Here is a 19,906-nt window from a genome sequence, read left to right on the forward strand (position 1 = left end):
TCGCGCCTCGCTCGTTCACCGTGTACGTACCTCCTCGTCGGCCCTGCGGCCGGAAGCGTCGGCTTCGGTCCAGCCGGGGCCGAGGTGCAGTCTCCCCCAGGCCGCGTCGTCGAGGTCCGCCAAGCGGTCGGCGTGTGCGCGGCCGGGCGGGGTCGCGAGATCGCCCGGGACGGTGAGGGCCGCGGCGGCCCAGAGGTGGCCGTGCCGGATGCGGGTGCGGACCGGCAGGCCGCGCAGGGTGGCGGAGAGGAATCCGGCGGCGAAGGCATCACCGGCGCCGGTGGCCGCCACGAGATCGACGTTCAGGGAGGGGACGAAGGTGGCGGTGCCGACGGGGTCGCCGCGGCGCTCGCCGGTCGCGGTGCCGGGGGCGGGGTCGCCGCGCTCGCCGGTCGCGGTGCCGGCGGCGTCTTCGCGGAGACGGCCGTTCGCGGTGGGGCGCTGGAACACGGTGGCGCCGTCCTTGCCCTGCTTGACGACCAGGAGGGCCGGTTCCGGCAGCGCGTCGCCGATCTCCCGCGCCCCGTGCAGGCCCCATGCGTCCCGGGCCTCGTCGTCGCCGACGAAGACCAGGTCCGCGCCCCGCGCCAGTTCGAGCAGCTCCTGCGCCTGTCCCGGCTCACGCCACAGCCCCGGCCGGTAGTTGACGTCGAACGAGAGCAGCGGACGCCCCGGGCGGCGGGCGGTCAGCTCACGCATCAGGCCGAGGCAGTCCGCGGACAGCGCCGCCGTGATGCCGGACAGGTGCAGGACCCGGCCGGAACGGATCGCGCGGGGATCCATGTCCGCGGCCGTCATGGCGGAGGCCGCGGAACCGGCGCGGTAGTAGGCGACCTCGTGGGTGTCGCCGGCGCGGTCGCCCGCGGTGCGGAAGTAGATGCCGGTGGGGCGCAGCGGGTCGCGCTGGACGTGGGTGGTGTCGACGCCGCAGTCGGCGATGGCGGCCAGCAGGTGGTCGCCGAAGCCGTCGGCGCCGACCCGGGAGATCCAGCGCGCGGTGTGGCCGGTGCGGGCGAGGGTGCAGGCGACGTTGGACTCGGCGCCGCCGATGGCGCGGTCGAAGGAGGGGACGTCGGCGAGTCGGCCGGGCAGGTTCGGCAGGAAGGTGACCATGGACTCGCCGAGACAGACGACGTCGACGTCCGGAACGGGTGCGCCGTCCCTGACGGGGGTGTCGCCGGCGTTCGAGGACCTGGTCACGATCGGTTCCGCTCCTTCGCTGTGGTGCCTGCCCGGACCGGGTGCCGCACCGGGTTCCGGCCGTGGACCCCGGCCGGATTCCGGCCGTGTGCCGTACCGGGTTCCGGCCGTGTGGCGCACGGCGGGCCGGCCGTTTGCGGCGGCGTTTCCCACCATTGACCGGGCGATGGCTCGGATGTTAGACAGCGGTAAGCGAGATGCGCAACGAGTGTTGCAGACAGTGCAACAGGAACTTTTGAGGAGGCCCCATGGCCGGCGAACGGCTCGCGCAGGGACTCGAGGGACTGGCGGAAGAGCGGGTCGATCACCGCTTCAAGGCACTCCCCCCGGACGCCGAGGGCCGGACCGTCGGCCAGCTGGCCGCCGAGCGCCGCAACCTCTTCCGGGACGGGTTCACCACCCCCGTCCTCGCCCTCTCCGCCGAGTCGGTCGCCCACAACCTGACGCTGATGGAGACCTACGCCGAACGGCACGGCCTGGCCTTCGCCCCGCACGGCAAGACCTGCATGGCGCCCCAGCTCTTCGCCCGCCAGCTGGCGCACGGCGCCTGGGGCATCACCGCCGCCGTCCCCCACCAGGCCCGCGTCTACCGCCGTTACGGCATCGACCGGATCTTCCTGGCCAACGAGCTCGTGGACGCGGCCGCGCTGCGCTGGCTCGCCGGTGAGCTCGCCGCCGACCCCGGCTTCCGCTTCCAGTGCTACGTCGACTCGCTGCGCGGCATCGAGCTGATGGACACCGCGCTGCGCGAGGCCGGCGCCACCCGACCCGTGGACGTCGTCGTCGAGCTCGGCGCGGGCGAGGGCGCCCGTACCGGGGTGCGGACCGAGGCCGAATGCCTGGAACTCGCCGACGCCATCGCGGGCGTGGACACCCTCCGCCTGGTCGGCGTCGCCGGCTACGAGGGCGAGGTGCCCGACGCCACCCCCGAGCGGGTGACCGCCTGGCTGCGCCGACTGGTCGCCCTGGCCGTGGAGTTCGACAAGGCGGGCCGGTTCACCGACCTGGACCAGATCATCGTCAGCGCCGGCGGCAGCGCGTGGTTCGACGCGGTCGCCGACGTCTTCGCCGAGATCCCCGAGCTGTCCGCGCCGGTCCTCAAACTGCTGCGCTCCGGCGCGTACGTCTCCCACGACGACGGCCAGTACCGCAAGCTCACCCCCTTCAACCGCGTCCCGGAGGAGGGCGCCCTGCAGCCCGCCTTCCGCCTGTGGGCGCAGGTCGTCTCCCGCCCCACCCCCGAGCAGGCGTTCCTCAACGCGGGCAAGCGCGACGCGGCCTACGACCTCCATCTGCCGGAGGCCCAGGTCGTACGGTCCGGCCGGGACGGCACCCTGCGCCCGGCCGACGGGCTCACCGTCACCGGCCTGTCCGACCAGCACGCCTGGGTCAGCACCGAGCGGGCCGGCGACCTGGAGGTCGGCGACTGGGTCGGACTGGGCCTGTCACACCCCTGCACGTCCTTCGACAAGTGGCAGCTGATCCCGCTGGTCGAACAGGACGGCACGGTCACCGATTACATCCGCACCTTCTTCTAGACCTGCTCCCGGTCCGGCTGCGGGCCTGCTTCCGGACCTGTATCCGGACCTGGGGGCGAGGGCTCGCCGGCCCCCTCCACGACCCCGGCGGTGCGTGCCGATCCCCCGCGGCGCGCGCCGCCGGTCCTCCGCCCGGGGCCCTCAGGCGCAATGGCCCCCGCCCCCAAGGCCCCTGACGGACCGAGTTCCGAGGCGCCCCCGGGAACGAAGCCCCGAAGACCCGGGGCACCCACGCACCGAGGCACCAGGCCAGGCACCAGGCACCAGGCACCGAGAAAGGCAGCCCCAGCCATGGACACCGTGCTCCGCGACGTCCGCGTCCTCGACGGGTCCGGCGGTCCGTCCTACCGCGCCGACGTCGCGCTTTCCGAGGGCCGGATCGCCACGATCCACCGCGAGACGGACGGCGGCCCGCGGCCGGGCGCCGCCCGTGTGGTGGACGGCCAGGGCCTCGCCCTCTCCCCCGGCTTCATCGACATGCATGCGCACAGCGACCTCGCGCTGCTGCGTGACCCGGCGCACGAGGCGAAGGCCGCCCAGGGCGTCACCCTCGAAGTCCTCGGCCAGGACGGTCTGTCGTACGCGCCGGTCGACGACCGGACCCTCGCCGAGGTCCGGACCCAGATCACGGGGTGGAACGGTGGGGGCCCCGGGGACACCTCCGTCGACTTCACCTGGCGCACGGTCGGCGGCTACCTCGACCGCCTCGACCACGGCTTCGACGGCCAGGGCATCGCCGTGAACGCCGCCTACCTCGTCCCGCAGGGCACCGTCCGGATGCTCGCCCTCGGCTGGGACGACCGCCCCGCCACCGCCGACGAGCTGACGCGGATGAAGCAACTGGTCGCCGAGGGCCTGGAACAGGGCGCTGTCGGGCTGTCCTCCGGTCTGACGTACACCCCCGGCATGTACGCCTCCGACGCGGAACTGACCGAACTGTGCCGGGTGGTGGCCCGCTACGACGGCTACTACTGCCCGCACCACCGCTCCTACGGAGCCGGCGCCCTCCAGGCGTACGAGGAGATGGTGGCGCTCACCCGCGAGGCCGGCTGTGCGCTGCATCTGGCGCACGCCACCATGAACTTCGGCGTCAACGAGGGCCGCGCGCCCGAGCTGCTCGCGCTCCTGGACAGCGCGCTGGACGCCGGCGCGGACCTCACCCTCGACACCTACCCGTACACCCCGGGCTGTACGACGCTGGTCGCGATGCTGCCGAGCTGGGCGAGCGAGGGCGGCCCCGAGGCGATCCTCGCCCGCCTCCGCGACGAGGCGACGGCCGAGCGGATCCGCCGGGTCATGGAGGTCGACGGGGCGGACGGCTGCCACGGGGTGCCCATCGCATGGGACACCATCGAGATCTCCGGTGTCGCGGACCCCGCGCTGTCCGGCTACGTCGGCAAGACCGTCGCCCGCAGCGCGGCGGAGCGCGGTGCGGAGCCGTGGGCGACCGCCCGGCGGCTGCTGATCGACGACCGTCTGGGCTCGACGATCCTGCAGCACGTCGGCCACGAGGACAACGTCCGCCGGATCATGCGCCACCGCGTGCACACCGGCGGCAGCGACGGCATCCTCCAGGGCCACAAGCCGCATCCGCGCGCGTACGGGACCTTCCCCCAGTACCTCGGCAGGTACGTCCGCGAGCTGGGCGTGCTGTCGCTGGAGGAGTGCGTCGCGCATCTGACCGGCCGCCCGGCCGCCCGCCTGCGGCTCCCCGACCGCGGCCTCGTCCGTGAGGGCTACCGCGCCGACCTCGTCCTCTTCGACCCCGGGACGGTCGCCGCCGGCTCCACCTTCGAGGCCCCGCGCACCCTGCCCGTCGGCATCCCGCATGTGCTGGTCGACGGCCGCTTCGTGATCGAGGACGGCCGCCGGACGGATGTCCTGGCGGGCCGGTCGGTACGGCGGACGGCTACGGGCCGGGGCTGAGTACCCGCCTGAACAAAAGCCCGCCGCCGCCCCGTCTCGCGGGGCGGCGGCGGGAACGCTCTCCCGGGTGGCCCGGGATCAGACCGCCGGAGCCGGGTAGGTCGGGTACTCCACGCCGGAGACGTGCTGGACGACCCGGATGACCTGGCACGAGTAGCCGAACTCGTTGTCGTACCAGAGGTAGAGGATCGCGTTGTCGCCGTCGACCTTGGTCGCACCGGCGTCGACGATCGAGGCGTGCCGCGAGCCCATGAAGTCGCTCGACACCGCGTCGGGGGCGGTGGTGAAGTCGATCTGGCGCTTGAGCGGCGAGGTCAGCGACACGTCGCGGAGGTAGTCGAGGACCTCCTGGCGGGTGGTCTCACGGCCGAGCCGCAGGCTGAGGATCGCGATCGACACGTCCGGCACGGGGACCCGGATCGAGCTGCCGGTGATCGGGGCCGTGAGCTCGGGCAGCGCCTTGGCGACGGCCGAGGCGGCACCGGTCTCGGTGATGACCATGTTGAGCGGCGCGGAGCGGCCGCGACGGTCGGCCTTGTGGTAGTTGTCCAGCAGGTTCTGGTCGTTGGTGAACGAGTGGACGGTCTCCACGTGGCCGCGCAGCACGCCGTACTCGTCCGCCATCGCCTTCAGCGGCGGGACGATCGCGTTGGTGGTGCAGGAGGCGCAGGACAGGATCTGCTCGTCCGGCTTGATGGTGTCGTGGTTGACGCCGTGCACGATGTTGGGGACGTCGCCCTTGCCCGGCGCCGTCAGGACGACCTTGTCGATGCCGGGGCGCAGGTGCTTCGACAGGCCCTCGCGGTCGCGCCACTTGCCGGTGTTGTCGATGAGGATGGCGTCCTTGATGCCGTACGCCGTGTAGTCGACCTCGGAGGGGTCGTTGGCGTAGATCACCTTGATCTCGTTGCCGTTGGCGATGATCGTGCTGTTCGCCTCGTCGACGGTGATCGTGCCCTGGAACTGCCCGTGGATGGAGTCGCGGCGCAGCAGCGAGGCGCGCTTGACGATGTCCTGCTCGCCGCCCTGCCGGACGACGATCGCGCGCAGCCGCAGGCCGTTGCCGGAACCGGACTTCTCGATCAGCAGGCGGGCGACGAGACGGCCGATGCGGCCGAAGCCGTAGAGGACGGCGTCGCGCGGCTCGCGGCGCTCGATCTTGTCGGCACCCGTGGCGCCCGCGACGGCCTCGGCGGTGAACTCCGCCACCGAGAGACCGCGGTCGTCGGTCCGGTACGTCTCGGCGAGCAGGGCGATGTCGATCTGCGACGGGCCGAGGTCGAGCGAGGTGAGAGCCTGCAGAAACGGCAGCGTCTCGGTGACCGAGAGTTCCGCACCGGCGATCTGCCGGGCGAACCGGTGGGTCTTGAGGATGCTGACCACCGACTTGTTCACCAAGGAGCGGCTGTGCAGCAGGACCGTCACGTCCCGCTCGCGGTGCAGCTTCCCGATGATCGGGATCATCGACTCCGCGATCTCCTCGCGGTTCTTCCAGTTGGTGAACGAGTCGTCATTGACAGCAGTCACAGGCTTATCTTTCGAGCTAGGCGGTGCTCATATGCTAGCGCGCCGCCATTTTCATCATTCAAACGGTGCCCCTCGACCCGGATGTCATGATCGAATCTCGCTGCCGCGCCGGGGCCGGAATGCGCCGGTATGCGGGGTGATGGTGTCCGGATTTGCTGGCGTTTGCGCGCCTCTGCCGCTGAGCGGTCCTTGCCGTGAGAGCGCGAGGTGCCGACCCCTCGGGGTGCTGCCCCGGGCGGACCGGCGAGGGCCCGGAAAGCCTCCGCGCCGATCGGCGACCCGCGACGCCATCGACGCCGCGCTCCGCGCATCCAGGGCCGCGGGACCGCGGATCTAGGGCCGCACCGCATCCGGCGGCGGTTCCGCCTGGGCGGCGCGCACGATCAGCCGCTCGATCTCGGTCCCGCTGCTCGTCAGATGCGCGCCCAGCTCCCGGGCCACCGCCTTGCGTTCCGGGGTGACGCGGCCCGCGTAGAAGACGACCGGGCCGGTGTAGCGGCCGTCACGGCGCAGGCGGGCGATGTGCTCCAGGCCCTCCCGCGGATTACCGTCCCGCTCGATGTCGGAGATGATCAACGTCGGCGTCTCCACGGCCAGGGCGTCGTCGGCGGCGCCGGAATCCCTGGCGATCCGCACCACCGCGCCCGCCGCCCTGAACGCGCCTGCCAGCAAATCGTTGTTCCGCGGATGGTCGTCCACCCACAGGATGTGCACGCCCCGCAACAGTGCGCCGTCCGCGCGGGGCGCCGTGGTCTGCGCCGCGCCGTACGCCGGCGCCGGTGTCTGCGTCCCGGGCGGCGACGGCCGGAGGTGCGCGGCGGGCTCCGGCTGCACTGCGGCCCCCGCACGCAGCCGGAGCAGCAGCTCCTCGGACCGGGGCAGCGCCACCAGACCGTCGATCAGCGAGGTGAACTCCTGGTTGGCCACCATGTCGGGGAACCCGCTGGGCAGTTGGCGCTCCAGCCGGCTCAGCACCTCGCCCCGCCGGTCCACGTCCCCTTCCGGAAGATCGTGCTCTCGCAGGAAACGGGCCACCGTCGGCAGCTCCGCCGCGGGGATCGGACCGGGGGTCCGCAGCAGCCGGCGCACCTGCCGGTAGGTACGGAACTCGGCGATCACATCGCCCGTCCCGGAGCCCGCGGCCCCGGCCACCATCCGGTAGAAGTCGGGGTAGAAGTACTGCAGGAGCAGCGTCCTGACGACCGCCTCGGGAGCGAAGTCGTCCCACATCGGATTGAGCGTCGCCTCCAGCACGAAGCCGTTCACCAGACGCTTGATGCGGCGGGGGTTACGGGCCGAGCGCTCCGCGAGCATCGTGGTCAGCCGCTCGTCCAGGAGCTGATCGATCCCGACGGTCCGGGCGCACCGCCGGATGTACTCCCGGACGCCCTGCTGGTCCGCCACCGGAATGCGGTAGCTCGTCTGGAAGATCTTCTCCATGAACGCCGAGGCGGCGGGCGACAGATCGTGTAACAGCCCGTTGGGCGCCAGCGCCGAACGGTCGCACCCGATGACGAACGCCAGGCCCGGCACGTCCAGGTAGACCTTCACCGCCTCGCAGACCGCGAGCACCGTCTCCTCCGAGCAGCGGTCGAGGTCGTCGATGAAGACGACCAGCAGCCGGCGCGGCAGGAATTCCTCGGTCTGCGACCACTCCTGCACCAGGTCGCCGATCGCCCCGCGCATCTCGTTGCGCGCCTTGGAGTCGACGGACAGCGTCCGCCACAACTCGTCGACCAGACCGGCCGCCCCGAGCGGTCCGGCGGCGATCGTCGTCACCGCCCGTACGGCCCGGAGCAGCGCGCGCCGCTCGGAGAGCCGCTGCAGCGCCCGCCGCAGCACCCGTCGGTCGAACCGCATCAGGACGGACTTGATCAGCCCTTCCAGCGCGTCGGCTCCCTGCGAGGTCCAGGCGTTGTACCAGACGGTGTGCACCTCGGGGGCGTGCGCCAGCTCCGCGTCGACCAGCCGCATCAGGCTGCTCTTGCCCATGCCCCAGCCGGCGTCGACGGCGAGCGTGAAGGGGGTGGAGGCACGGGAGGCGACCAGCAGCCCGGCGAGCTGGCGGGCCGCCCGTCCTGCGCCGAGCAGATCCTCACCGGGCCCGGCCACCGGTTCGTCGTTGAGCAGCGCGAACGGGCCGTGCGACGAGGGTGCGGGCGAGGGGGCGGCGGGCGGGGGTAAGTGCGCCGAGGTGGTCATGCGCCCGGAGCGTACCGATCCACGCCGCCGTCGGTCACCCGCGGAATCAGCGGTGCCCACGAGAGCGGGGCCGGGACGACGGCCACGGAGCGTCACTGCGCGTGAGACACCCCACACCGTCCGCTGACCGACGTGGGGAAAAACACCGGGCAGGGTGCGATACGCGCCCGTAAGGTGGCGGACATGCAGGTGATCCAGTCAACGAAGCTCGCCAACGTCTGCTACGAAATCCGTGGCCCGGTGCTCGAGGAGGCCATGCGGCTGGAGGCGGCGGGTCACCGCATCCTCAAGCTCAACACCGGCAACCCGGCGGCGTTCGGCTTCGAGTGCCCGCCCGAGATCCTGGAGGACATCCTCCGCTCGGTCGGCACGGCCCACGGCTACGGCGACGCGAAGGGCCTGCTCTCCGCCCGCCGGGCGGTGATGCAGCACTACCAGACCAAGGGCGTCGAGCTCTCCGTCGACGACATCTACCTGGGCAACGGCGTCTCCGAGCTCATCCAGATGTCGATGCAGGCGCTGCTGGACGACGGCGACGAGGTTCTGGTGCCGGCCCCGGACTATCCGCTGTGGACGGCGTCGGTGTCCCTCTCCGGCGGCACCGCCGTGCACTACCGCTGCGACGAGCAGGCGGACTGGATGCCGGACCTCGCCGACATCGAGCGCAAGGTCACCGACCGCACCAAGGCCATCGTCGTCATCAACCCCAACAACCCCACGGGTGCGGTGTACGACGACGAGCTGCTCCGGGGGATCGCGGAGATCGCCCGTCGGCACAACCTGATCGTCTGCGCCGACGAGATCTACGACAAGATCCTCTACGACGGCGTCACCCACACCCCCTTCGCCTCGCTCGCCCCCGACCTGCTGACCCTGACCTTCAACGGGCTGTCGAAGTCGTACCGGGTGGCGGGCTACCGCAGCGGCTGGATGGCGGTCTGCGGCCCGAAGGCGCACGCCGCCTCGTACATCGAGGGGCTGACGATCCTCGCCAATATGCGGCTGTGCGCCAATATGCCGGCCCAGCACGCGGTCGCCACGGCCCTCGGGGGCCGCCAGTCGATCAACGAGCTGGTGCTGCCCGGCGGCCGGCTGCTGGAGCAGCGCGACACGGCGTACGAGCTGCTGACCCAGATCCCCGGTGTCAGCTGCGTCAAGCCGAAGGGTGCGCTGTACGCCTTCCCGCGGCTGGACCCCAACGTCTACAAGATCAAGGACGACCGGCGGATGGTGCTCGATCTGCTGCGCGCCGAGAAGATCATGATCGTCCACGGCACCGGCTTCAACTGGCCGGAGCCGGATCACTTCCGCCTGGTCACGCTGCCCAGCAAGGACGATCTGACGGATGCCGTCACCCGGATCGGCTCCTTCCTCGACGGTTACGGACAGTACTGAGCCGAAGGAATCTCTGTACGACCGACAACTTTAGACTCTGTCCAAGCTAGGATGGCCTCCTAGACGTTTTCAGGAGGCCGTCCCATGTACGAACCGATCCGCACCAAGTCGGTCCACACCATGGCCGCCGCCCCGGAGGTCCCGCACCGCTCCCGCGAGGAGGAGCTGGACATCCGGCTCGCCGGACAGCTGACCGCGCTGCTCACCGTCACCGACGAGCTGCACGCCCTGGTGACCCGGGAGGACGGCGGCCCTGTGGACGGTGCCGCGCCGGACGGCGCCGCGCTGGCCGCCGCGGCGGAGCACATCGCCGAGCAGGTCGCGCGGCTGAGCGACGGCCACTACCCGCTGCGCGCCGAACCCTCCGACGGCGGCAGTCCGTCCCGTGCCGAGTCCCTGCACCAGCGCGCCCACACCCTCGCCGGCAACGCCCTCGCGGTCGCCACGTCCCGCGGTGACGCCGCGGCGATGGCCCTGGCCGCTGAGCGGATGGAGGCTCACGCCGCACCCCTGCGGGATCTCGCCACGGCGTGAGCCGCGGGGCGACATCCCGTCCGCCCCTGCTCCCGGCCACCGGCCCCGCCCCGGTTCCGGCCTCGGCCCCGGCGTCACTCCACCGGCCCAGCGCGGCGACCCCGCTTCAGCCGGCCGACGCCTCGCACCGGTCCACGGTCCAGACCCTCGCCCGGTCACCCGGCGACAGGCCCGGTCCCGCGGCGCATCCGGCTGGACGACGTCCGCCGCGCCCGCCTCGATCAGCCGGGTGTGCGCCTCGGCGCTGTGCTCCTCGGCGCCGGAGAGCATCACCGCCGGTGGCCACCGGGGTGTCCAGCGACGCCACGAGCGCGGAGTGCCCCTCGGCGTCGTACGCGTCCAACGGCTCCTCGATCCAGACCAGCCGGAACTCCTCCAGAACCCGCCCGCCCGGAGGCCACCCAGGCGGTACGCGCCCCGGCGGTGCGGATGCCCAACGAGCCGGGGCCCCGCACACGAGGTGCGGGGCCCCGGCCGGGCGGTGAGTGGTGCGGCGGCTAGCCGAGCCGCTGGACCAGTGCGCGGTACTCGTCCCACAGCTCCTTCGGCGTGTGGTCGCCGAAGGTGTTGAGGTGCTCGGGGATCAGCGCCGCCTCCTCGCGCCACACCTCCTTGTCGACGGTGAGCAGGAAGTCGAGGTCGGCGTCGTCGAGGTCCAGGCCCTCGGTGTCCAGCGCGTCCTTCGTGGGCAGCACGCCGATGGGGGTCTCGACACCCTCGGCCTTGCCGTCCAGCCGCTCGACGATCCACTTGAGCACCCGGCCGTTCTCGCCGAAGCCGGGCCAGACGAAGCGGCCCTTGTCGTCCTTGCGGAACCAGTTGACGTAGTAGATCTTCGGCAGCTTGGACTGGTCCTTGTCGGCACCGACCTTGACCCAATGACCCATGTAGTCGCCCATGTTGTAGCCGCAGAACGGCAGCATGGCGAACGGGTCGCGGCGCAGCTCGCCGACCTTGCCCTCGGCCGCGGCGGTCTTCTCGCTGGCGACGTTGGCGCCGAGGAAGACGCCGTGCTGCCAGGTCAGCGACTCGGTCACCAGCGGTACGGCGCTGGCGCGACGGCCGCCGAAGAGGATCGCCGAGATCGGCACGCCCTTGGGGTCCTCCCACTCGGGCGCGATGATCGGGCACTGGCCGGCCGGGACGGTGAAGCGGGCGTTGGGGTGGGCCGCCGGGGTCCCGGACTCCGGGGTCCAGTCGTTGCCCTTCCAGTCCGTGAGGTGCGCGGGCTTCTCCTCGGTCATGCCCTCCCACCACACGTCGCCGTCGTCGGTCAGCGCGACGTTGGTGAAGACGGAGTTGCCCCACATGGTCTTCATGGCGTTGGCGTTGGTGTGCTCGCCGGTGCCGGGCGCGACGCCGAAGAATCCGGCCTCGGGGTTGATGGCGTAGAGACGGCCGTCCTCGCCGAAGCGCATCCAGGCGATGTCGTCACCGACGGTCTCGACAGTCCAGCCGGAGATCGTGGGCTCCAGCATCGCGAGGTTGGTCTTCCCGCAGGCACTCGGGAAGGCGGCGGCGACGTACTTGGCCTCGCCCTGCGGCGGGGTGAGCTTGAGGATCAGCATGTGCTCGGCGAGCCAGCCCTCGTCACGCGCCATGACCGAGGCGATGCGCAGCGCGTAGCACTTCTTGCCGAGCAGGGCGTTGCCGCCGTAGCCCGAGCCGTAGGACCAGATCTCGCGGTCCTCGGGGAAGTGCGAGATGTACTTGGTGGAGTTGCACGGCCACGGCACATCGGCCTCGCCCTCCGCCAGCGGCGCGCCGAGGGTGTGCACCGCCTTGACGAAGAAGCCGTCCGCACCGAGCTCGTCGAGCACCGGCTGCCCCATGCGCGTCATGGTGCGCATCGAGACCGCGACATAGGCGGAGTCGGTGATCTCCACACCGATCGCGGAGAGCGGGGAGCCGAGCGGGCCCATGCAGAACGGGACGACGTACATCGTCCGGCCGCGCATCGAACCGCGGAAGATGCCCTTCTCACCGGCGAAGAGCTCCCGCATCTCGGCGGGGGCCTTCCAGTGGTTGGTCGGGCCGGCGTCCTCCTCCTTCTCGGAGCAGATGAAGGTGCGGTCCTCGACGCGCGCCACGTCCGAGGGGTCGGACGCCGCGTAGTACGAGTTGGGTCGCTTGATCGGGTCGAGCTTCTTGAACGTGCCCTTGTCGACGAGCTCCTCGCACAGACGCTCGTACTCCGCCTCCGAGCCGTCACACCAGACGACCCGGTCGGGCTGGGTGATCGCTGCGATCTCGTCGACCCAGGAGATGAGGTCCTGGTGACGGGTCGGATGGGCAGAGGGAGCCGCGTTGTCGCGCGCCACGATCGCTCCTAGATGAGGGTGTGGACGGATTTATGCCCGGTTTGCCGGAAAACCCGCTTCTTTTGTTTGCCTGCCCCTTGGGGGCCGCGACCCGGATGCTTCGTGACCGCTCATCCGGTGCCGACCGCACTCATTTGATCATCCGACCAGGATAGAGTTCTGTCCAGAGGGCACCTTCGTGACCGTCACCACTTCGACATGAATCCGTAACTTACGGTTGCGTAGGTAGCATGACGCCATGACTTCCGCGCCTGACGCCGCCGAGAGCCAGCCCTCCTCCGCGCCGCCCGCGACCGCGGCGGTCGCCGCCGCGGCCGCGCCCCTCAAGCCCAAACTGCGCGGCTGGCTGCATGCCGGAATGTTCCCCGCCGTCCTGCTCTCCGGGGTCATACTCACCGCCCTCGCCGACAGCCCCCGCGGCCGCCTGGCCTGCGCCATCTACACCATGACCGCCTGCCTGCTCTTCGGCGTCAGCGCGCTGTACCACCGGGGCAACTGGGGGCCGCGGGCCGACGGCGTGCTGCGCCGGCTCGATCACGCCAACATCTTCCTGATCATCGCGGGCACCTATACGCCGCTGACGATGCTGCTCATGCCCGGGTCCCGCGGTCAGGCGCTGCTCTGGGCGGTCTGGGCGGCCGCACTGGCCGGGATCGCCTTCCGGGTCTTCTGGGTCGGCGCCCCTCGCTGGCTCTACACGCCCTGCTACATCGCCATGGGCTGGGCCGCCGTCTTCTTCCTGCCCGACTTCCTGCACACCGGCGGCGTCGCCGTCCTGGTGCTGGTCATCGTCGGCGGGCTGCTCTACAGCGCGGGCGGCGTGATCTACGGGATCAAGCGCCCCAACCCCTCGCCCCGGTGGTTCGGCTTCCACGAGGTCTTCCACTCCTTCACCCTGGCGGCCTTCGTCGTCCACTACGTCGGCATCTCCTTGGTGGCCTATTCGCACGCCTGAGGCGACACCCGGGCCCCACGGCCCACCCGGCACGGCGCATGGCCGCGACCCCGAGGTCGCGGCCATGCGCCGTGGTGCGCCGCCAGAAACCCGCCCCCTCGCACGAAACACCCCTGCACCCGCGCCCACTGACGCACCAGTCCCCCGCTCATGCCAGCCCCTCCCGATGATCACTCAAAGTAATCAGCTTCACGCCACAGCGTGACATGCCCCACTGACATTCGAGCTTCCGCTCCCTCGCCACCACCCCGCCCCCCGGAACTCACACCCGGCCGTGGCCTCCTGGACGCCTGATGCCCGAGAATGCTGCGCATGGCCGCACGTATCTCCGCCAGCACACCGTCCGGGACCCCGATCGGGCGGCGGGAGCGGAAGAAGATCCAGACCCGGCAGGCGATCCGGCGGGCCGCCTACCGGCTCTTCGAGGAGCAGGGGTACGACGCGACCCCCGTCGACCGGATCGCCGCGGCCGCGGACGTCTCCCCGAGCACGGTCTTCCGCTACTTCCCCGCCAAGGAAGACATCGTGCTCACGGACGAGTACGACGCCGTACTGGAGACCGGGATCCGGGCCCGCCCCGCGGACGAGCCGGTGATCGAGTCGGTGCGGCAGGTCAGTATCGAGACGCTGCGCACGATGGGGGCGGAGGCCCGCGGCGAACTCGTCCAGCGCGTCCGGCTGATCCGTGAGGTCCCCGCCATCAGGGGCCGTACGGCGGAGCACACCGCACGGGACGCCGCGATGCTCACCGGCGTCCTGGCGGAGCGCTGTGGCCGGCCGGCCGACGACCTGGAACTGCGGGTGATCAGTGCGGTGATCCTCGCCGCGCTCCAGGAGGCGCTGCTCCACTGGGGCGAGAGCGGCCGGACCACCGGTCCCGAGGCGTCGATCCACCGCGCCATGGACGTCCTGGGGCGCGGGCTCACGCTCTGAGGGCGGGCGGGCCCGGGGGCGGGGGCGATGCCGGGGCAGGGGCCGGGGCCCGTGCCGGGGCACCATCCAGCCGGAAGATCGGGCCGCTGTCCGCCCCGGCGCGGGCCGCGGTGGCCGGTCCGTCCGGTCCGGCCGGTGCCTCCGGCGCGGTCGGCGCCGGCGCCCCGGCTCCCGGTTCGCCCAGCCGCGCCGCGAGTCGCGCCCGTAGTTGCGACAACCGCTCGATACGGGCATCCAGGTCGGCGAGCCGACGCCGGGCGACCGCTTCCACTGCCGGGCATCGGCCCGGACCCGTGGCCCGGGGAATGAGGTCGGGCACCCCGCTGGCCGGCATGGTGCGCAGCAGCGGCGCGAACGTGCGCACATCCCCCACCGTCAGCCCCGCGTCCCGCAGTTCGCGCACGGCCCGCAGGCGGCGGATGTCCTCCTCGTCGTACACCCGGTGGCCGGACGGTGCCCTCCGGGCCGTCACCAGCCCCTGCTGCTCGTAGTAGCGCAGCGCCCGCGGCGTCATCCCGGCGGCCGCGGCGGCGTCCCCGATGCGCATCTCCCCTCCCCCTCCTGCGGGTTCAGCCACGCCGCTCCCGGTGCATGCGGCCGTCGTCGTGCCGGGGACCGGCGGCGTCCACTGCCCGCGCGATTCCCGCCGCCCCGTACAGCAGGTCCTCGTCCGCCCCGAAGCCGCCGACCAGTTGGAGCCCGAGCGGCAGTCCGTTCGCGGCGTGGCCCGCGGGCACGCTGACGGACGGCAGCCCGGCATTGCTCCAGGGCAGGCACATGATCGAGGTGCCCGTGGTGGTGAGGTCGGCGGGCGCGGGGCCGGTGGCCGACGGGGCGATCCACAGGTCGATGCCGGCCGCGGCGCCGGCCGCGGCGAGCCGTGCGCGGAACGCCCCGCGCCGTTCCCGGGCCGCTTCGTAGGCGGCGTCCCCGATCGCCTGCCCCTGCCGGATGGCCGAGGTGGTCTCCGGTCGGTAGCGGTCGCCGAAGCGGGCGAACCAGTCGGCGTGGGCGCGGGCGACCTCGTAGCGGTTCATCGTGAACAACTGCTCCACGATCTGCTCGAAGTCGTCCATCACCGGCACCTCGTGGACGGCGTATCCGGCGGCCCGCAGCAGTTCCTGCTGCTCCTCGAAGGCACGCAGCGCCTCGCCACCGGCACGCTCCAGGTAAGGACCGGTTGGTACGCCCAGTACCGGGAGCGCGGTCCGCACCGCCGCTTCCGGGGCCCGCCAGCCGTCGACGAGTACGGACGCCGCCAGCGCGACGCCTGCCACGTCCGTGGCGTAGCAGCCGAGGGTGTCGAAGCTCGTGGCGTTGGGGATCACCCCGTCGACCGGTATCCGCCCGTAGCTGGGCTTGAAGCCGACCACGCCGCAGTACGCGGCGGGCCGGATCATCGAACCGACGGTCTGCGTCCCGATGGCCAGCGGCACCATTCCGGCGGCGACCGCGGCCGCCGACCCGCTGCTCGAACCGCCGGGCGTATGCGCCGGGTTGTGCGGATTGCGGGTCGGGCCGGGGGCGGTGACCGCGAACTCCGCGGTCACGGTCTTGCCCGCGATCAGGGCACCGGCGGCGCACAGCCGGTCCACGACGGTGGCCTGCGGGCCGCCGAGCACCTCGGGCGGCAGCGCCGAGCCCGCGCGGGTGGGCAGCCCGTCGGCCCGCACGATGTCCTTGATGCCTACCGGGATGCCGTGGAGGACGGGCCGGCCGTCGGCCTCCCCCGGGCCCGCGGCCGTACTCCGGCGCGCTGCCTCCAGGAGCCGCGTACGCCGCCCGGCCTCGGGCACGAAGGCCCGCACCTGCGGATCGACGGCGTCGATACGGTCGCACGTACGGTTCACCGCGTCGACGGGGTCGTCCGTGCCTGCCCGCAGCGCCGCGGCCTCCTGGACAAGGGACCGGTGTCCCAGCAAGGTGGTCACTCGTGCAGGCTACAACCGGCGACTGACAACGGCCGGTGCGTCGCCCCGCGCCCGACGCCCCCGCGCCGCGGCCTCACAACTCCACGAGCACGGCGCCCAGATGACGCCCCTCGGTCAGCTCGCGCAGGGCCCGCGGCGCCTGCTCGATCCCCTGCAGCCGGGTGTGCGGGAAGGTGAGGGTGCCCTCCCGCAGCCCCTCGCCGAAGCGCTGGTTCCACTCCGGGATCAGGTCCAGGTGCTCGTAGAGGGCGACGCCGCGCAGGGTGATGCTGTGGGAAAGCAGCGCGAGGGTGTCGATCTCGACCTTGGTGGCCGTGGTGTCCCCGGAGAGCTGACCGGCGAGCGCGCCGACGATGGCGATCCGGGCGCCCCGGTTGGCGAGGGCGAGGGCCGCCTGCAGCTGTTCGCCGCCGACGTTGTCGAAGACCGCGTCGATGCCTTCCGGGGCGGCCGCGCGCAGCTGCTCCTCCATGGGGCCCCCACCGCGGATCACCACCGCGTCATAACCGAATTCCTTGATCAGCCGGTCGGCCTTCTCCCGCGACCCCGTGCTGCCGATGATCCGGGCGGCGCCGCGCAGCCGGGCGATCTGGCCCGCCAGGGAGCCCACGCCACCCGCCGCTCCGGTGATGAAGACGGTGTCGCCGGGGCGCACTTCGGCGCCGCGCACCACGCCCATCCAGGCGGTGGGGCCCTGGGAGAGGCAGGCCGCCGGGTCGGGCAGCAGGCCCGGGTCGAGCCGGTGGGCCTGGTCGGCGTCCACCACGGCGTACTCGCGCCAGCCGAGGCGGTGTTCCACCAGGTCACCGGGCTGGAGGTCGGTCCCCGGGGCGGCGACCACCTCGCCGACGGCGGCTCCGTGCAGCGGTTCGCCGATCTCGTAGGAGGGCATCGGCACGACGCTGGTCTCGTCCATCAGCGTGCGCATCACGGCGGCGACGCCCATGACGGTGTTGCGGACCAGCACCTGGCCGGGTCCGGGTTCCGGAACCGGCACCTCCACGATCTCGAAGAGGTCGTCGGTGACGGGCCCCTGGGGGCGGGCGGCCAGGCGGACTTCGCGGTGTGTGCGAGGTGTCATGCCCCGAGGCTAGAACCTGACGCGCGCGTCAAGGTCAAACCGGCTGCCGGGGTGCGGAGTTAGGGGGCGTGCGCCCGGGGTGGGGACGGGATCGGGAGCCCGGCCCCAGGGGTGGGCGAGGTGGCAGGCGCAGCCCACCGGGGCGAGCGAGGTGGGGGGCATGACGCGCGCCCCGGGGCGAGCGAGGTGGCAGGCATGACGCGCGCCCCGGGGCCGGGCAAGGCGCGGGCCGCCCCCAGAGACGCCGCCCGACCTCGCCCTCACCCCCCGGGGCACGAGGCCGGAGCCCCGGAACCGCTACCCCCCGAGCCGCTCCGTCAGCTCCTCCGGGTCCGTCGTCGGCCGCTCACAGGTGAAGTGGCGGCAGACGTAGGCGGCCGGTCGGCCGTCGACCAGGGGGCGGTCCTTCAGCAGCGGCACCTCGTCCACCCCGGGTTCGCCCAGTGCGACGACCGCCCCCGGGGCGGTGCCGAGCAGGGCCGCGCGGTGCAGCGCGACGGTGGCCGGATCGCCCTGCGGGCCGACGACGGCGATCTCGCGCGGACCGTCCAGCGCGGCCTCGGCGACCGCCAGGCCCCAGCCGATGAAGCGCGGGGCCCGGCCGCCGAGCGCGGTGACGATGCCCAGGGCCCGCTCGGCGGCGCCCCGGTGGAGGTCGCTTCCGGTCAGCGCCGCGTACGACAGCAGGGCGCCGGCCGCCGCGGTCCACCCGGAGGGCGTCGCATTGTCGGTCGGGTCCTGGGGGCGGCGGATCAGGGCCTCGGCGTCGGCCGCGGTGTCGTAGAGCGCGCCGTCCTCGGTGGTGAACTGGAGCAGCACGGTGTCCAGGAAGAAGCCCGCGAACTCCGCCCAGACGCCCTCCCCGGTGACCGAGGCCAGGGTGAGGAAGCCCTCCGCGACATCGGCGTAGTCCTCCAGGACACCGGAGTTGGCGCCGGGCGTGCCGTCGCGGGAGGTACGGTGCAGCCGGGCCTGCCAGTCCATGTGGACACGTACCAGCAGGTCGGCGGCGTCGGTGGCGGCCTGGATCAGGTCCGGCCGGTCGAAGTAGGCGCCGGTCTCGGCGAGCGCGGCGATGGCCAGCCCGTTCCAGGAGGCGACGACCTTGTCGTCCCGGCCGGGGCGTGGCCGCTCCTCGCGCGCCGCGAGCAGCCGCTGCTTGACGGAGGCCAGCCGTTCGGCGTCCACCGGGCCTTCGAGGTCCGGGAGCTGGAGCACCGAGGCGCCCTCCTCGAAGGTGCCTTCCTCGGTGACGCCGAAACAGGCGGCGGCGAACTCGGCGTCCTTCTCGCCCAGTACGGCGCGCAGTTGCTCGGGCGTCCACACGTAGTAGGCGCCCTCGACATGCCTGCCAGAACCCGATCCGTCGTCGCTGTCCGCGTCCAGCGCGGAGGCGAACCCGCCCTGGTCGGTGCGGAGTTCACGGACCATGAAGTCGGCGGTCTCGACGGCGATGCGACGGGCGAGATCCGAGCCGGTGGACCGCCACAGATGCGCGTAGGTCCGGCACAGCAGGGCGTTGTCGTAGAGCATCTTCTCGAAGTGCGGCACGGTCCAGGTGGCATCCACCGCGTAGCGCGCGAAACCGCCCCCGAGCTGGTCGTAGAGGCCGCCGCGGGCCATCGCCGAACAGGTCGCCTGCACCATCTCCAGGGCTCCGGCGGAGCCGGTGCGGGCGTGGTGGCGGAGCAGGAACTCCAGCACCATGGACGGCGGGAACTTGGGCGCGCCGCCGAACCCGCCGTGCACCGCGTCGAACTCACGGGTCAGGCCCATCAGCGCGCCGTGCAGCTCCTCGGGGCGCGGCGGCCGCCGGTCCGCGGGCAGCGACTCGGTCAGGGACCGGCCGGCCAGATCGGCGACGATCCGGCCGGCGACCTCGCCGACCTCGTCGCGCCGGTCCGTCCAGGCGCTGCGCACCCCCTCCAGGATCTGCCCGAAGGAGGGCATGCCGTGACGCGGCTCGGGTGGGAAGTACGTACCGAAGTAGAAGGGCTCGGCGTCGGGGGTGAGAAACACGGTCATCGGCCAGCCGCCCTGGCCGGTGGCGGCCTGCACGGCCTCCATGTAGACGGCGTCGACGTCGGGGCGCTCCTCGCGGTCGACCTTGACCGCCACGAAATGCTCGTTGAGCAGGGCAGCGGTGGCCTGGTCCTCGAAGCTTTCGTGCGCCATCACATGGCACCAGTGGCACGAGCTGTAGCCGACGCTGAGCAGTACCGGCACACCGCGCCGCCGCGCTTCCTCGAACGCGTCGGCCGACCACGGCCACCAGTCGACCGGGTTGTCGGCGTGCTGGAGCAGATAGGGGGAAGTCTCTTGGGCCAGGCGGTTCGGCATGGGTCCATCCTCTCGCAAGGAGG

General features: G+C 72.3%; 15 protein-coding genes. 6 read left to right on the top strand and 9 right to left on the bottom strand.

Annotation, left to right across the window (positions count from 1 at the left end; genetic code table 11):
• Positions 1-15: 15 nt before the first annotated feature.
• Positions 16-1,113, bottom strand: a complete 1,098-nt coding sequence (locus Scani_RS05715) for a sugar kinase (protein WP_246295595.1) — start codon at positions 1,111-1,113, stop codon at positions 16-18.
• 335 nt (positions 1,114-1,448) lie between these two features.
• On the opposite strand from Scani_RS05715, the gene Scani_RS05720 reads away from it, so the two are divergent.
• On the top strand, positions 1,449-2,738 hold the full coding sequence (locus tag Scani_RS05720; RefSeq protein ID WP_159470632.1) for an amino acid deaminase: 1,290 nt from the start codon (positions 1,449-1,451) through the stop codon (positions 2,736-2,738).
• 291 nt (positions 2,739-3,029) lie between these two features.
• Complete coding sequence (locus tag Scani_RS05725; protein WP_159470634.1) at positions 3,030-4,664, top strand: N-acyl-D-amino-acid deacylase family protein; 1,635 nt, start codon at positions 3,030-3,032, stop codon at positions 4,662-4,664.
• Between the two features lie 78 nt (positions 4,665-4,742).
• Here Scani_RS05725 and Scani_RS05730 read toward each other — a convergent pair whose 3' ends face one another.
• Both Scani_RS05730 and Scani_RS05735 read right to left on the bottom strand, forming a co-directional pair.
• Positions 4,743-6,191, bottom strand: coding sequence for a glyceraldehyde-3-phosphate dehydrogenase (locus tag Scani_RS05730; RefSeq protein ID WP_159470636.1), 1,449 nt, complete (start codon positions 6,189-6,191; stop codon positions 4,743-4,745).
• Positions 6,192-6,524: 333 nt separating this feature from the next.
• Entirely contained in the window at positions 6,525-8,393 is a 1,869-nt protein-coding gene (locus Scani_RS05735) for a P-loop NTPase fold protein (protein ID WP_159470638.1), read from the bottom strand.
• 183 nt (positions 8,394-8,576) lie between these two features.
• Between Scani_RS05735 and Scani_RS05740 the strand changes: the two genes are divergently transcribed.
• Together Scani_RS05740 and Scani_RS05745 are read left to right on the top strand one after the other, a co-directional pair.
• Complete coding sequence (locus Scani_RS05740) at positions 8,577-9,788, top strand: pyridoxal phosphate-dependent aminotransferase (RefSeq protein WP_159470640.1); 1,212 nt, start codon at positions 8,577-8,579, stop codon at positions 9,786-9,788.
• Positions 9,789-9,872: 84 nt separating this feature from the next.
• Positions 9,873-10,322 carry an SCO4983 family protein gene (locus Scani_RS05745; protein ID WP_159470642.1) on the top strand — a complete coding sequence of 150 codons (450 nt, stop codon included), beginning with the start codon at positions 9,873-9,875 and terminating at the stop codon, positions 10,320-10,322.
• A gap of 106 nt (positions 10,323-10,428) precedes the next feature.
• Here Scani_RS05745 and Scani_RS42065 read toward each other — a convergent pair whose 3' ends face one another.
• Both Scani_RS42065 and Scani_RS05750 read right to left on the bottom strand, forming a co-directional pair.
• Positions 10,429-10,779: an enolase C-terminal domain-like protein gene (locus Scani_RS42065; RefSeq protein WP_328689627.1), complete on the bottom strand. Its 351-nt coding sequence runs from the start codon at positions 10,777-10,779 to the stop codon at positions 10,429-10,431.
• A gap of 40 nt (positions 10,780-10,819) precedes the next feature.
• The gene (locus tag Scani_RS05750; RefSeq protein WP_159470644.1) at positions 10,820-12,643 is read right to left on the bottom strand and encodes a phosphoenolpyruvate carboxykinase (GTP); all 1,824 of its coding nucleotides are present in this window, start codon (positions 12,641-12,643) and stop codon (positions 10,820-10,822) included.
• Between the two features lie 238 nt (positions 12,644-12,881).
• On the opposite strand from Scani_RS05750, the gene trhA reads away from it, so the two are divergent.
• Together trhA and Scani_RS05760 are read left to right on the top strand one after the other, a co-directional pair.
• Complete coding sequence (gene trhA / locus Scani_RS05755) at positions 12,882-13,598, top strand: PAQR family membrane homeostasis protein TrhA (protein WP_159470646.1); 717 nt, start codon at positions 12,882-12,884, stop codon at positions 13,596-13,598.
• Between the two features lie 303 nt (positions 13,599-13,901).
• The gene (locus Scani_RS05760; RefSeq protein ID WP_159470648.1) at positions 13,902-14,531 is read left to right on the top strand and encodes a TetR/AcrR family transcriptional regulator; all 630 of its coding nucleotides are present in this window, start codon (positions 13,902-13,904) and stop codon (positions 14,529-14,531) included.
• Here Scani_RS05760 and Scani_RS05765 read toward each other — a convergent pair.
• From Scani_RS05765 to Scani_RS05780, 4 genes are all read right to left on the bottom strand, one after another.
• Positions 14,521-15,078, bottom strand: a complete 558-nt coding sequence (locus tag Scani_RS05765) for a MerR family transcriptional regulator (protein ID WP_159470650.1) — start codon at positions 15,076-15,078, stop codon at positions 14,521-14,523. The two genes, Scani_RS05760 and Scani_RS05765, sit on opposite strands and share 11 nt — an antisense overlap.
• A 22-nt stretch (positions 15,079-15,100) precedes the next feature.
• The gene (locus Scani_RS05770) at positions 15,101-16,462 is read right to left on the bottom strand and encodes an amidase (RefSeq protein WP_159470652.1); all 1,362 of its coding nucleotides are present in this window, start codon (positions 16,460-16,462) and stop codon (positions 15,101-15,103) included.
• A 73-nt stretch (positions 16,463-16,535) separates the two neighbouring features.
• Positions 16,536-17,543: an MDR family NADP-dependent oxidoreductase gene (locus Scani_RS05775; RefSeq protein WP_159470654.1), complete on the bottom strand. Its 1,008-nt coding sequence runs from the start codon at positions 17,541-17,543 to the stop codon at positions 16,536-16,538.
• 297 nt (positions 17,544-17,840) lie between these two features.
• Complete coding sequence (locus Scani_RS05780; protein WP_159470656.1) at positions 17,841-19,883, bottom strand: thioredoxin domain-containing protein; 2,043 nt, start codon at positions 19,881-19,883, stop codon at positions 17,841-17,843.
• Between the last annotated feature and the right edge of the window lie 23 nt (positions 19,884-19,906).

Source organism: Streptomyces caniferus (assembly GCF_009811555.1).
Classification (GTDB): Bacteria; Actinomycetota; Actinomycetes; order Streptomycetales; family Streptomycetaceae; genus Streptomyces; species Streptomyces caniferus.

Excerpts from the sequence above, each read along its gene's own strand:
- Scani_RS05715 (WP_246295595.1), bottom strand. The coding sequence starts at position 1,113 with ATGGTCACCTTCCTGCCGAACCTGCCCGGCCGACTCGCCGACGTCCCC.
- Scani_RS05720 (WP_159470632.1), top strand. The coding sequence starts at position 1,449 with ATGGCCGGCGAACGGCTCGCGCAGGGACTCGAGGGACTGGCGGAAGAG.
- Scani_RS05725 (WP_159470634.1), top strand. The coding sequence starts at position 3,030 with ATGGACACCGTGCTCCGCGACGTCCGCGTCCTCGACGGGTCCGGCGGT.
- Scani_RS05735 (WP_159470638.1), bottom strand. The coding sequence starts at position 8,393 with ATGACCACCTCGGCGCACTTACCCCCGCCCGCCGCCCCCTCGCCCGCA.
- Scani_RS05740 (WP_159470640.1), top strand. The coding sequence starts at position 8,577 with ATGCAGGTGATCCAGTCAACGAAGCTCGCCAACGTCTGCTACGAAATC.
- Scani_RS05745 (WP_159470642.1), top strand. The coding sequence starts at position 9,873 with ATGTACGAACCGATCCGCACCAAGTCGGTCCACACCATGGCCGCCGCC.
- trhA (WP_159470646.1), top strand. The coding sequence starts at position 12,882 with ATGACTTCCGCGCCTGACGCCGCCGAGAGCCAGCCCTCCTCCGCGCCG.
- Scani_RS05760 (WP_159470648.1), top strand. The coding sequence starts at position 13,902 with ATGCTGCGCATGGCCGCACGTATCTCCGCCAGCACACCGTCCGGGACC.
- Scani_RS05765 (WP_159470650.1), bottom strand. The coding sequence starts at position 15,078 with ATGCGCATCGGGGACGCCGCCGCGGCCGCCGGGATGACGCCGCGGGCG.
- Scani_RS05775 (WP_159470654.1), bottom strand. The coding sequence starts at position 17,543 with ATGACACCTCGCACACACCGCGAAGTCCGCCTGGCCGCCCGCCCCCAG.
- Scani_RS05780 (WP_159470656.1), bottom strand. The coding sequence starts at position 19,883 with ATGCCGAACCGCCTGGCCCAAGAGACTTCCCCCTATCTGCTCCAGCAC.